This is a genomic window from Cedecea neteri, from assembly GCF_000758325.1.
GTDB lineage: Bacteria > Pseudomonadota > Gammaproteobacteria > Enterobacterales > Enterobacteriaceae > Cedecea > Cedecea neteri_B.
The window spans coordinates 4204576-4217049 of the sequence record NZ_CP009459.1 but is presented as its reverse complement, the minus strand read 5'-3'; the positions used below and the strand labels follow the sequence as shown (position 1 = coordinate 4217049).

Here is a 12474-nt window from a genome sequence, read left to right as displayed (position 1 = left end):
ATAGTTCCTTAGTGGGCTTTATCTTCGCTCACTGAAGCTTGAAGCGCCTCAGCAAAGGAGCGAGCCAAAGGACGACGCTGAGCGGACGCCACGTCGGTGTTTATCAGATTGGTGACCATATTTCCCAGGACCATCAGGGAAAGATCGGTAGGCGCGTGGTGTTTTTCCAGCACGGCTGCCAGTTCGGTCAGCATCGCTTCAACTTGTTCGTCACTGTAGCGGGATGTTTGTGGCATAAATTAAAAATCATTCGTATTCGGGAAAGGGCATTATCTTACCGTAGCAGGGACGATTTTTCCGCTTTTTTATCACGACTTGCGTCCCGGTAGCGGCAGTGGTTGAATACCGCCCGGTCTTAAAGGAGAGTTTAACATGAGTCTGGATATCAACCAGATTGCCCTGCATCAATTGATTAAGCGCGATGAGCAGACGCTGGACGTCGTTCTGCGCGACTCGCTGCTGGCAACTGACGGTGCCGTCGAAGAGATGATGGCGGAACTGCATCGCGTCTATAGCGCTAAAAATAAAGCTTACGGCCTGTTCAGCGAAGAGAGCGAACTGGCCGAAGCGCTGCGCCTGCAGCGAAATGGCGATGAAGATTTTCTTGCCTTTACCCGTGCGGCGACCGGTCGTCTTCGCGATGAGCTGGCAAAATACCCGTTTGCCGACGGCGGTATCGTGCTGTTCTGCCACTATCGTTACCTGGCGGTCGAATACCTGCTGGTGGCGGTGTTGAACAATTTGAGCAGCATGCGCGTTAACGAAGAGCTGGATATCAGCGCGACCCACTATCTCGACATCAACCATGCGGATATCGTGGCGCGTATTGATTTGACCGAATGGGAAACCAATCCGGAATCTACCCGCTACCTGACCTTCCTGAAGGGCAGAGTGGGGCGCAAAGTGGCTGATTTCTTTATGGACTTCCTGGGCGCCAGTGAAGGGTTGAACGCCAAAGCGCAGAACAAAGGTTTGCTGCAGGCGCTGGACGACTTCACGAACGAAGCTCAGCTGGACAAAAACGAACGCCAGGCCGCGCGCCAGCAGGTTTACGCTTACTGCAACGAACAGCTTCAGGCGGGGGAAGAGATTGAACTTTCTTCGCTGGCCGATGAGCTGCCGTGGGCGGTAGACGACAAAAACTTCCAGCAGTTCACCGCCGAAAAAGGCTATGAGCTTGAAGAGAGCTTCCCGGCGGATCGCGGCACGCTGCGACAGTTGACGAAATATGCCGGTAGCGGCGGCGGGCTGACGATTAACTTCGATGCCATGCTGCTGGGAGAGCGTATTTTCTGGGATCCAGCAACCGACACCTTAACCATTAAAGGGACGCCGCCGAATCTGCGCGATCAGCTTCAGCGCCGTTCCTCTGGTAAATAGCTCGCTAACACGGCCCGCCTGTTTTTAGCCGGGCCGTATCATCATGCTGATGCTTAAGGCGACACCGTCGGGGCAGTATTAGGGATGTAGTCTGGCTCCGGCCCTTCGTTTTCGGGCAGGCGCTGCAAATGGCGGATCTCAAGCTTTTGCCCCATCCAGACGGCATGATCGGTATGATCGGCCCTGGGTTGCCCGGTGTTGGGATGCAGCAGTACGGTTAATCCGCAGCGGTTCAGCATCAGCCACGGCGCAAATCGCGCAAACTCCTCCGGCATAAAAGCAACCTGATACATTGGCAGCGCATGAGGGCCAACGGGCACATCGTGCCAGCGCCCCAGCAGCACTGAAAAACGCAGCGCAATCTCTGCCCGGACCCGTTCCGCAATCAGCCTTTGTTCAGGCGTCTCGAAATAGATATGGGCGTGGTAGCTTTGTATCGTCCTGATAGCCTGGATATCCTTCTCTACGGCGGGTACCAGCGATGCACCCGCAGGGATTTTTTCAACCATGGAATTTGTCTCTTTTGGCCAGGCGTGGCGTCGGGAATGCTTATATAACAAAAAACCCCGCCGAAGCGGGGTTTTTTTCGAACTTAGCTCGCGATTAAGCGCGAACGAAGTCGATGTGAGTCAGTTTTGGCTTGAACGGGTGACGCTGCACAGCCTGAACTTTCACTTTTACTTCTTTACCGTCGATAGACAGGGTCAGAACTTCTTCGTAGAAACCAGGTTTAGCCTGCTGGTTCATTACGAAGTCGTGATCCAGTTCGATGGATACAGGAGCTTCCGCGCCACCGTAAACGATAGCTGGGAATTTGTTTGCTGCACGCAGGCGGCGGCTCGCACCCTTGCCATGCTCTTTACGTTCTACTGCATTGATAGTAAACATTGACTGTTTCTCTTTAAATAAGCCTGCTACAGGCGACCCAGCAGCAGGTAAAGTTTTCTGCTTTGCGGATGCAAAAGCGGGCGGCATTATAGCCATATCCGGCTCTGCCGGCAATGAAAAGTACCGGTTAGCCGCGTAATTCGTTGGCCCGGCGGAAGCGCCCCTGGTAGTCAAAAACCTTTTCACGGACGTTCCAGAACTGGCCATTTTTACGGGCTACCACAAAATCTGGATGGCGTAGCAGCGGCTGCTGAGCCACAACATCTGCGACAGTGATCCAGCGTAACGGCACGCCGGGCGCGCGGGAGTGCGGGCGGATAAACAGCTGTTCGAACGCCATGCGCTGGGCCGGCGTCTGGAGGCGGAAGCGTTCGCTGACGTCTGCGCCATCTTCGTCGTAATAGGTGATTTTAAGCCAATCGCCTTTAGCATCTCCGCCGGACTGAAGCGTCATGCCGCTGCAGCGCAGCACCAGGGCATCTTTCAGCTTCAGCGCCGCTTTAAGCATATCGTCCGGGTCAACCAGGACGTGGTCACACTGATGGCAGCGGCGGGCGGCGATATCGTTTTCAGCATTGCAGTTTGGGCAGTTTTTAAAGCGGAAGCGGTAATCGCACTGCTCGCGCAGGCCGTCATCGTCTTCAAACCAGCCCTGGCAGCGGCGGCCAAAGTGTTCAATCACCTTGCCGTCGGCGGTGGTTTTTCCCCAGAAGGTATTGGCAAACCCGCAGGAAGGGCAAAAAACCTGCACCGGCACGTTGTCGCTCTTCCCTTTGGCGTTGCCCACTTCCGGCGTGAATAAATCGTGTGGGTTTCCGGCATAGTCGAGAATCAAACAGTCTTTTTTCCCCGGAGAGAGACGCAGGCCGCGGCCAACAATTTGTTGGTAAAGGCTTACGGACTCGGTAGGGCGCAGAATGGCTATCAGATCCACGTGCGGCGCGTCAAAGCCGGTGGTCAGTACCGCCACGTTCACCAAAAAGCGGAACTGCTGATTTTTAAAAGCGTCGATGAGCGTGTCGCGGGCAGGGCCTGGCGTGTCGGCTGTAATCAGAGCCGCGTCGCTTGCAGGCAGCAGGGCGGTTATCTCTTTCGCGTGTTCTACGGTGGCGGCAAAGATCATCACGCCGCGCCGGTCTGCGGCAAATTCAACGATCTGGCTGATGATATGCGGCGTGATGCGTTTTTGTTGTTTCAGCTCGCGGTTCAGATCCGCCTCGCTGAACAACCCGTTGGACTGCGCCTGCAGACGGCTAAAATCGTACTGTACCACCGGCATATCCAGCCGTTCAGGCGGCGTCAGGTAGCCATGCTTAATCATATAGCGCAGCGGAAGCTCGTAAATGCAGTCGCGAAACAGCGCTTTTTCATCGCCGCGAACCATGCCGTGGTAATGAAACTGATAAATCCAGCCTTTGCCGAGGCGGAAGGGCGTGGCGGTCAGCCCCAATAGCCGCAGGTTAGGATTGTTACCGCGCAGATGCGCCAGAATCTGCTGATACTGACTTTCGTCGCTGTCGCCGATGCGGTGACACTCATCGACAATCAGCAGGGAAAACTCACCGTGGAAATGCTCGAGGTTACGGGCAACGGATTGAACGCTGCCAAACACCACTTTGCCCTGGCTTTCCTTGCGCTGCAGGCCCGCGGCGAAAATATCTGCCTCCAGCCCGAGAGAGACGTACTTCGCATGGTTTTGCGCCACAAGCTCTTTCACATGGGCCAGCACCAGCACACGCCCGCGAGCCACTCTTGCCAGTTCCGCAATCACCAGGCTTTTGCCCGCGCCGGTAGGCAACACGATGACGGCAGGTTCAGGGTGCTTGCGAAAGTAGCTGAGGGTGGCATCCACCGCTTCTTGCTGGTAAGGACGAAGAGTAAAGGACATGGCCGGGCGGTTTTTCAACCTTGTTATCAAATGACTGCAACGATTATGCCATAAAGCACGGTTTTACCTTGAGAGAGTTTTTGATGTCGCTATACTGGCAAACTAATTATCAGGCAAACCAATTTCCACCTGAATGTGGGCTTCAGCCCCTGCCGCACGCTCGCTTGTCGGCACCTTCATGAAACAGGCAATACACTAATGCGACTCGACAAATTTATCTCTCAGCAGCTCGGCATCAGCCGCGCTATTTCTGGCCGTGAAATCCGTGCTAACCGCGTCACCATTGACGGGGAAGTTGTGCGCGACGCCTCTTTTAAACTGCTGCCGGAACATCAGGTCGCGTTTGACGGTAATTCACTGACCCAGCAGCACGGCCCTCGCTACTTCATGCTGAACAAGCCGCAGGGGTACGTCTGTTCTACCGACGATCCCGATCACCCAACGGTGCTTTACTTCCTCGACGAGCCGGTGGCGCACAAGTTACATGCCGCGGGCCGTCTGGATATTGACACCACCGGCCTGGTACTGATGACAGACGACGGCCAGTGGTCACATCGCATTACCTCTCCGCGCCATCACTGCGAGAAAACCTATCTGGTGACGCTGGAATCACCGGTTGAAGAAGGCACGGCGGAACACTTCGCCAAAGGCGTTCAACTGCATAATGAAAAAGACCTCACCAAACCTGCCGTGCTGGAAGTGATTACGCCGACGGAAGTGCGTCTGACCATCAGCGAAGGCCGCTACCATCAGGTAAAGCGCATGTTTGCCGCCGTTGGCAATCATGTGGTTGGCCTGCACCGTGAGCGCATTGGCGACATCGCCCTGGATCCTGAACTGGCGCCAGGAGAGTACCGCCCGTTAACCGAACAGGAAATTGCCAGCGTCGGCATGCCCTAATCACCGGAGTTACTTTTGAGCCGTAAACAGAACTCTTCTGTCGGTATTATCGTTATCCTTGGCCTGCTGGCGATGCTGATGCCGCTGTCCATTGATATGTACTTACCGGCGCTGCCGATGATAGCCCAGGGATTTAATGTCCCGGCGGGCAGCGCACAAATGACCCTCAGTACCTATATTCTGGGTTTTGCCATCGGGCAGATCTTCTACGGGCCGATGGCCGATAGTCTTGGGCGTAAGCCGGTGGTGCTGGGTGGCACGCTGGTGTTCGCGCTGGCGGCAATTGCCTGTGCGCTTTCACAGACTATCGATCAGCTAATTTGGATGCGTTTTCTGCACGGCCTTGCGGCCGCAGCGGCGAGCGTGGTGATCAACGCCCTGATGCGCGATATCTACCCGAAAGAAGAGTTCTCCCGGATGATGTCCTTCGTGATGTTGATTACCACCATTGCGCCGCTGGTGGCGCCAATGATCGGGGGGGCAGTGCTGGTGTGGTATAGCTGGCACACCATCTTCTGGATTCTGGCCGCCGCCGCGCTGCTGGCATCGGCGATGATTTTCTTCTTTATTCACGAAACGCTCGCCCCTGAAATGCGGCAGAAGTTTAATCTGCGCACCACGGCGGGCAATTTCGCCACGCTGTTCCGCCATAAGCGGGTGCTGAGCTATATGCTGGCCAGCGGTTTCAGCTTTGCCGGGATGTTCTCGTTCCTCAGCGCCGGGCCGTTCGTTTACATCGAATTGAATCATGTTTCGCCGCAGCACTTTGGTTACTACTTTGCGCTGAACGTCGTGTTCCTGTTCTTCATGACCATGATCAACAGCCGCTTTGTGCGTCGGGTTGGGGCGATCAACATGTTCCGTACCGGGCTGTACATTCAGTTCGCCATGGCGGTGTGGCTGGTGATCAGTAGTCAGCTGGGCTTTGGTTTCTGGGCGATGGTGCTTGGCGTGGCGGTGTTTATCAGCTGCGTGTCGCTGGTGTCATCCAATGCGATGGCGGTCATTCTGGATGAGTTTCCGCATATGGCCGGCACGGCGTCTTCGCTGGCCGGGACATTCCGCTTTGGCATTGGCGCGTTAACCGGGGCGCTGCTCTCGGTGGCCACCTTTAACACCGCGTGGCCGATGATCTGGTCCATTGCAATTTGTGCGACTGCCTCCGTGCTGTTTTACTTTTACGCCAGCAAAGCCCGCCACTCTAAAGATTGAAAACTGCGGGCGTTTCTGTTCATAAACGCCCATTTTCTTCCTCAAAATTCCCGTATAATCTTTGTTGGTATAAGATATATGTTTCGTATATGTAAAAGGCTCAACTGTAAAAAGTCACAACTTTGTAGTTAAAAAGGTTGAGTTAGATCTCAGAAAGCGATACATATAGCGCCGAAACGCGTGCTATAGCACAAAAATAAAGCGTTAGTTTTGAAATCTCTACATGAGATGTGAGTCGTTTTGCAGCTCGTTTAAACGCAATTTATCAACATTGTGTTAACCTTTGTGTAAAGAATTTGAGATAAATTGCCGATTGGAACTTCCGGGGAAATGAAATTGAACACCATACAACTGTCCATCGTGCATCGTCTGCCGCAGAGCTATCGCTGGTTGACGGGTTTTGCAGGCTCCAAAGTTGAACCGATTCCGCAAAATGCGGAGCAGGATGACGATTGCCTGATTGGCCTGAAGCTGCTTAGCCCGGACGGGGAAAAAGCGTGGCCGATCATGGATACGCTCAGCCAGGCATTAAGCGATATTGAAGTGGATAGCTCGGTCGTAGAGTGTGAAGGCGAGCCTTGCCTGTTCGTTAACCTGCAGGACGAGCTGGCGGCAACCTGCCGCCTGAAAAACGTGGGCGTCGCTATCGCCGAATCTTTTTCCAGCCATAATCCTTTCTGAATCTCAGGCGAGCGCCAGAAGCTGACGCGTGTAGTCGCTTTGTGGGGCGCTGAAGATCTGCCCGCAGTCTCCCTGTTCGACAACTTCTCCCTGACGCAGTACCACCATCTGATGGCAAAGCGCTTTCACTACCTGTAAATCATGGCTGATGAAGATATAAGCCAGGCGGTGTTTTTCCTGCAGTGATTTTAGTAACGCCAGAATCTGAGCCTGAACCGAGCGATCGAGCGAAGAGGTAGGTTCATCCAGCACGATAAGCTGCGGCTGTAAAATCAACGCCCTGGCAATAGCGATGCGCTGGCGCTGGCCACCTGAAAACTCAGCCGGGTAGCGGTGGAGCATATCCGCCTGCAGCCCGACCTCTTCCAGGGCCTGAACCACTTTGGCCTTACGCTCTGTGGCGTTTAGCGCCGGATGATGCACCCGCAGGCCTTCCTCTACAATTTGCAGCACATCAAGGCGTGGATTCAGTGCCGAATTAGGATCCTGGAACACCACCTGCACCCGACGGCGCAGCGGCAGCAGCTGCTTGCGGTTGAGCTGGTGGAGCGGCTGGCCGTCAAACCAAATAGCGCCCGTGGAATGAATCAATCGCAGCAGCGCCAGCCCGGTGGTGCTTTTGCCCGATCCGGATTCCCCAACCAGCCCGAGACTCTCCCCCGGGCGCAGTTCAAAACTAAGATTTTTCAGCCCGTAGTGGTGGCCCACCGTTCTTTTCAGCAGCCCCCGGCGAATAGGAAACGCAACCTGCAGATCCTCAACTTTGAGCAGGGGAATAACGTCTGCTGCCAGCGGCACGGGGTCGCCTGACGGTTCAGCGTTCAGCAACTGTTGGGTATAGGGATGCTGTGGCTGACTGAACAGATCGGTGGTGGGTTGTTGCTCCACGCATTTGCCGTGACGCATCACCGCCACATTGTCCGCCAGCTTTTTCACGATACTCAGGTTGTGGGTGATAAACAGCAGGCCCATATTCAGCTCCTGCTTTAGCTCTTGCAGCAGCTGCAGGATCTGCGCCTGAACCGAAACATCCAGCGCCGTCGTCGGCTCATCGGCAATCAGCAATTCAGGGCGGGTCAGCAGCGCCATCGCAATCATTACGCGCTGGCGTTCGCCGCCGGACAGCAGGTGAGGGTAGTCCTGAAGCCGGGTCGCGGGGTTGCGAATGCCCACGCGATCGAGGCAGGCGAGGATCTCCGCGCGGGCAGGTTCAGGCCGCATTCCCCGGTGCAAAGAGAGCACTTCATACAGCTGTTTTTCGAGGGTGTGCAAGGGATTGAGCGACACCATCGGCTCCTGAAAGATCATCGCAATTTTGTTACCGCGCACGCCGCGCAGCGTCTTTTCCGGCGCGTTTAGCAGGTCTTTACCGTGAAACAATATTTCCCCGGAGGGATAAACCACCGGCGGAGATGGCAGCAGGCGCAGCACGGAAAGCGCCGTCACGCTCTTGCCTGAGCCGGACTCGCCGACCAGCGCTAGCGTTTCACCCGCTTCCACCTGAAGCGAAACCGAGTCCACCACCTGCCGCAGGTTTTTGCCCTGCTGGAAAGCAACGGAAAGATTGTTGATAGCGAGAAGCGGAGTGGTCATGGTCAGCGCGCCTTAGCCGGATCAAAGGCGTCACGAACCGCTTCGCCAATAAAAATTAACAGGGAGAGTAAAATGGCCAGAGATAAGAACGCGGAGATGCCCAGCCACGGTGCCTGAAGGTTGTTTTTGCCCTGTAACACCAGTTCCCCCAGCGAGGGTGACCCCAGCGGCAGACCAAAACCGAGGAAATCCAGCGAGGTTAGTGTCGTTATCGACGCACACAGAATGAACGGCAGGAAGGTCAGGGTAGCCACCATGGCGTTGGGCAACATATGCCGGGTCATGATGGACCAGTCGCTGACGCCCATGGCCCGCGCCGCGCGGATATAGTCGAAGTTGCGGGTGCGTAAAAACTCCGCCCGAACAACGCCCACCAGCCCCATCCAGCCAAACAGGACGGTAATACCCAGCAGCCACCAAAAATTGGGCTGCACCACGCTGGAAAGCATGATGATCAAAAACAGCGTCGGCATGCCGGACCAGACTTCAATCAACCGTTGCCCCCACAGGTCAATGCGTCCGCCGTAATAGCCCTGTACCGCCCCGGCCAGCACGCCAATGATGCTGGAGAAAAAGGTCAGTAATAGCCCGAAGAGCACTGAAATGCGCGTGCCGTAGAGGATCCTCGCCAGCACGTCGCTGCCGTTGGCGTCGGTGCCAAGCCAGTTTTGTGCACTGGGTGGTGAAGGAAAAGGGAGATTGCTGGCGTAGTTGATGGTGTTGCTGCTAAAACGGATCGGCGCCCAGAGGATCCAGCCTTTTTCATTCAGGCGTTCCGTTAACCAGGGGTCCTGGTAGTCTGCGGGAGTAGACAGTGGGCCGCCAAAATCACTCTCGCTGTAGTTTTTCAACGCCGGGAACCAGAGTTTGCCTTCGTAACTCACCACCAGCGGGCGCTCGTTGGCGACCAGCTCAGCCCCCATACTCAAAACAAAAATCAGCGCAAAGACCCACAGCGACCAGTAGCCGCGACGGTTCTGACGAAAGCGCGCCCAGCGCGCCTGGTTTACCGGGCTTAAGCGGCTCATCCTCGTCCCTCAAAATCGATACGGGGGTCGACCAGCGTGTAGGTGACATCGCTGATGATGTTGGTCAGCAGGCCAATCAGACTAAAAATATAAAGGGTGCCGAAAATCACCGGATAGTCGCGGGAAATCGTGGCTTCATAGCCCAGCAGGCCCAGTCCGTTAAGGGAGAACATCACCTCAATCAGCAGCGAGCCAGTGAAGAACATGCTAATAAACGTTGCCGGGAACCCGGCAATCACCAGCAGCATCGCGTTACGAAAGACGTGGCGATACAGAATTTTTTTCTCATCCAGCCCTTTGGCTCGCGCCGTCACCACGTATTGCTTGCGAATTTCATCGAGAAAGGAGTTTTTCGTCAGCATAGTTAACGTGGCAAAGCCGCCGATAACCGTTGCCAGTACGGGGAGCGTGATGTGCCAAAGATAGTCAGTGATTTTGCTGTACCACGGCAGGGCGTCAAAATTGGCCGACGTTAGCCCTCGCAGAGGGAACCAGTCGAGATAAGTCCCGCCGGCAAACAGCACAATCAGCAGAATGGCAAACAAGAATGCCGGAATGGCATAGCCGATAATAATGAAGATGCTGCTCCAGATATCAAAGCTGCTGCCGTTGCTGACTGCCTTACGGATCCCCAGCGGAATCGACACCAGATAGATAATCAGGGTGCTCCACAGCCCGATGGAAATGGAAACGGGCAGGCTGTCTTTTATCAGCTTAATCACCGAGGAGCTACGGAACAGGCTGTTGCCAAAGTCGAAGCGTAAATAGTCGCCGAGCATAGTGAAATAGCGTTCGTGTAGCGGTTTGTCGAACCCGTAGCGATGCACGATATCGGCAATGACTTCCGGGTCAAGGCCGCGGCCACCGCGGTACTGGCTGCTGGTGACATCCCCCACGCCGGTACGGGCATGGCCGCCGCCCATGGCGTCGTTACTCATACCCGGCATACCGCTGCTGTGGCCCATCTGTATGGCCGCAATAGCCTGATCAACCGGACCGCCTGGTGCGATTTGCACGATGAAAAAGTTGATGGTGATTATCGCCCACAGGGTGGGAATGACGAGCAGCAAACGCCGCAGAATATAAGCGCCCACGTTAGTCCCCCTGGCGTCGGTCGGCAGGCAGCTTCGCCGCTTTGTTTACGTCATACCACCAGTTATCAAAGCCGTTGTTATAGATTGGACGGATGGCCGGGCGGGAGAACTTATTCCACCAGGCCTGGCGGTCGGCTGACGTATACCACATCGGCAGCATGTAGTTGTTCCAGGTCAGCACGCGGTCGAGGGCGCGGCCCAGCGGCAGCAGTTTTTTCTTGTCGCCCTGGCTGGCGATAATCATCTCAATGAGCTTGTCTACCACCGGGCTTTGTACCCCCGGCGCGTTATAGCTGGAATTGATGTATTCCGATGCCCAGATGATTTGTAAATCCGGGCTTGGATAAGGCATCGCACTGTAAAGCCGGGGCATCATGTCGTAGTCGCGGCTGCGCAGGCGGCTTGAAAGCTGCGAGTTGTCGACCTGACGAATGTTCATGGTAATGCCCAGGCGCTGCAAATTGCGCTGGAAGGGGAGGATCCACTGCGTGTTGCCGGCTGTGCCGGTCAGCAGTTCGAACACAAACGGCTGGCCGGTGGCTACGTTTACCAGCTTCTGGTCTTTTAACTCCCAGCCCGCTTCTTTGAGCAGGCTGAGCGCCTTGAGCAGGTTTTCCCGGTCAAACCCGCGTCCGTCAGATTTTGGTGGATTATAAATAGAAGTGAAAACCTCCGGCGGGAGATCTTTTTTCATCGGCGCCAGCAGCATCAGTTCGTCGGCATCCGGATATCCACGGGCGGCGTATTCGGTATTCTGAAAATAGCTGTTGGCCCGGCTGTAAGCGCCATAAAACAGCGCCTTGTTCATCCACTCAAAATCAAAGGCCAGGCCGATGGCTTCCCTTACCCGGCGATCGCTGAAAATGGGGCGCTGAATGTTAAACGCCAGCCAGCGGGTATCCTGGGCGGATTCGTTTTTTTGCTCATCCTTGACGATGTAATGGTTGCTGAAGTTTTTCCCGGTATACCGCGTAGCCCAATTTTTCGCTGAGACTTCAGTGCGATAGTCAAACGCTCCGGCCTTGAAAGCCTCAAAAGCCACGTCATCATCAAGATAATAGTCGTAGCGGATGGTATTAAAGTTCCAGCGCCCGCGGTTGACCGGCAGATTTGCCGCCCAGTAGTCCCGCACTCGCGAATAGGTGATGTATTGCCCCATTTTCCAGTCGGTGATTTTGTACGGCCCGCTGGAAAGCGGTGGGGAAGAGAGCGGGTCGCTCAGCTTATGATCCTTCCAGAACTTCTCCGGGAACACCGGGAGCGAAAACAGGCCCAACATCCGGTCTTTGCTCGGCGTGGCAAGCTCAATACGCACGGTGAGTGGGGCAATGGCGCGTACCGTCGCTCCTTTGTAAATCAGGCGAAACTGCGGCACGCCTTCCGTCATAAACTTATTGAAGGTGAAGGCGACGTCCTCGGCGGTAATCGCACTGCCGTCCTGAAAGCGGGCTCGCGGGTTAATGGACACTTCCGCCCAGGCAAAGTTGGACGGGTAGCGGGCCATCTCGGCAATCAAAGGATAATAGCTGCCGGGTTCGTCATCGGAAGTGGTGAACAGCGTGTCATACAGCGTGTCGGTGCGAACGCCCGGATTACCCCGCATGGCAAAACGGTTGAAGTTATCAAAAGTGCCAATTGCTGAGAGAGTGATATTGCCGCCCTTGGGGGCTGCGGGATTGACGTAATCAAACTGCGTGAAGTTGACGGCGTATTTCGGTTCGCCCAGTACGGCAAAAGAGTAGCTTTCGTTTATCTCTGCGGCGCGTAGCGTGAGGGAAAAAATGCTCAGGCAAAGCAGCATCAGTGCACG

Annotated in this window: 12 protein-coding genes; 4 read left to right on the top strand and 8 right to left on the bottom strand. The window is 55.3% G+C overall.

What is annotated here, in order from left to right; all coding sequences use genetic code 11:
• Positions 1–8: 8 nt before the first annotated feature.
• Positions 9–236, bottom strand: a complete 228-nt coding sequence (locus tag LH86_RS19660; protein WP_008459871.1) for a YejL family protein — start codon at positions 234–236, stop codon at positions 9–11.
• A gap of 136 nt (positions 237–372) precedes the next feature.
• On the opposite strand from LH86_RS19660, the gene yejK reads away from it, so the two are divergent.
• Positions 373–1380, top strand: coding sequence for a nucleoid-associated protein YejK (gene yejK / locus LH86_RS19655; protein WP_008459874.1), 1008 nt, complete (start codon positions 373–375; stop codon positions 1378–1380).
• Between the two features lie 53 nt (positions 1381–1433).
• Here yejK and LH86_RS19650 read toward each other — a convergent pair whose 3' ends face one another.
• The 3 genes from LH86_RS19650 to LH86_RS19640 form a co-directional block, all read right to left on the bottom strand.
• Positions 1434–1889 carry a DOPA 4,5-dioxygenase family protein gene (locus LH86_RS19650; RefSeq protein ID WP_052045621.1) on the bottom strand — a complete coding sequence of 152 codons (456 nt, stop codon included), beginning with the start codon at positions 1887–1889 and terminating at the stop codon, positions 1434–1436.
• A 94-nt stretch (positions 1890–1983) separates the two neighbouring features.
• On the bottom strand, positions 1984–2268 hold the full coding sequence (rplY, locus tag LH86_RS19645; RefSeq protein ID WP_039304981.1) for a 50S ribosomal protein L25: 285 nt from the start codon (positions 2266–2268) through the stop codon (positions 1984–1986).
• 127 nt (positions 2269–2395) lie between these two features.
• Complete coding sequence (locus tag LH86_RS19640; protein ID WP_039304978.1) at positions 2396–4156, bottom strand: DEAD/DEAH box helicase; 1761 nt, start codon at positions 4154–4156, stop codon at positions 2396–2398.
• 198 nt (positions 4157–4354) lie between these two features.
• Here LH86_RS19640 and rsuA point away from each other — a divergent pair, with 198 nt between their 5' ends.
• From rsuA to LH86_RS19625, 3 genes are all read left to right on the top strand, one after another.
• Positions 4355–5056, top strand: coding sequence for a 16S rRNA pseudouridine(516) synthase RsuA (gene rsuA / locus LH86_RS19635; RefSeq protein WP_039304975.1), 702 nt, complete (start codon positions 4355–4357; stop codon positions 5054–5056).
• Between the two features lie 15 nt (positions 5057–5071).
• Positions 5072–6268, top strand: a complete 1197-nt coding sequence (locus LH86_RS19630) for a Bcr/CflA family multidrug efflux MFS transporter (protein WP_039304972.1) — start codon at positions 5072–5074, stop codon at positions 6266–6268.
• A gap of 336 nt (positions 6269–6604) precedes the next feature.
• On the top strand, positions 6605–6949 hold the full coding sequence (locus LH86_RS19625) for a YejG family protein (RefSeq protein ID WP_039306419.1): 345 nt from the start codon (positions 6605–6607) through the stop codon (positions 6947–6949).
• 3 nt (positions 6950–6952) lie between these two features.
• On the opposite strand, the gene yejF is transcribed toward LH86_RS19625, so the two are convergent.
• The 4 genes from yejF to LH86_RS19605 are packed head-to-tail and all read right to left on the bottom strand — an operon-like array spanning position 6953 to position 12465.
• Positions 6953–8542, bottom strand: coding sequence for a microcin C ABC transporter ATP-binding protein YejF (yejF, locus tag LH86_RS19620; protein WP_039304970.1), 1590 nt, complete (start codon positions 8540–8542; stop codon positions 6953–6955).
• Between the two features lie 2 nt (positions 8543–8544).
• On the bottom strand, positions 8545–9570 hold the full coding sequence (locus LH86_RS19615; protein ID WP_039304966.1) for a microcin C ABC transporter permease: 1026 nt from the start codon (positions 9568–9570) through the stop codon (positions 8545–8547).
• Positions 9567–10664 carry a microcin C ABC transporter permease YejB gene (locus LH86_RS19610; protein ID WP_039304964.1) on the bottom strand — a complete coding sequence of 366 codons (1098 nt, stop codon included), beginning with the start codon at positions 10662–10664 and terminating at the stop codon, positions 9567–9569. Before LH86_RS19610 ends, LH86_RS19615 begins: the two co-directional genes overlap by 4 nt.
• 1 nt (position 10665) lies before the next feature.
• Positions 10666–12465, bottom strand: coding sequence for an extracellular solute-binding protein (locus LH86_RS19605; protein ID WP_419657210.1), 1800 nt, complete (start codon positions 12463–12465; stop codon positions 10666–10668).
• Positions 12466–12474 lie beyond the last annotated feature (9 nt).

Coding starts and splice junctions, on each gene's coding strand:
- LH86_RS19650 (WP_052045621.1), bottom strand. CDS start 1,889: ATGGTTGAAAAAATCCCTGCGGGTGCATCGCTGGTACCCGCCGTAGAG.
- yejF (WP_039304970.1), bottom strand. CDS start 8,542: ATGACCACTCCGCTTCTCGCTATCAACAATCTTTCCGTTGCTTTCCAG.
- LH86_RS19640 (WP_039304978.1), bottom strand. CDS start 4,156: ATGTCCTTTACTCTTCGTCCTTACCAGCAAGAAGCGGTGGATGCCACC.
- LH86_RS19660 (WP_008459871.1), bottom strand. CDS start 236: ATGCCACAAACATCCCGCTACAGTGACGAACAAGTTGAAGCGATGCTG.
- rsuA (WP_039304975.1), top strand. CDS start 4,355: ATGCGACTCGACAAATTTATCTCTCAGCAGCTCGGCATCAGCCGCGCT.
- rplY (WP_039304981.1), bottom strand. CDS start 2,268: ATGTTTACTATCAATGCAGTAGAACGTAAAGAGCATGGCAAGGGTGCG.
- yejK (WP_008459874.1), top strand. CDS start 373: ATGAGTCTGGATATCAACCAGATTGCCCTGCATCAATTGATTAAGCGC.
- LH86_RS19615 (WP_039304966.1), bottom strand. CDS start 9,570: ATGAGCCGCTTAAGCCCGGTAAACCAGGCGCGCTGGGCGCGCTTTCGT.
- LH86_RS19605 (WP_419657210.1), bottom strand. CDS start 12,465: ATGCTGCTTTGCCTGAGCATTTTTTCCCTCACGCTACGCGCCGCAGAG.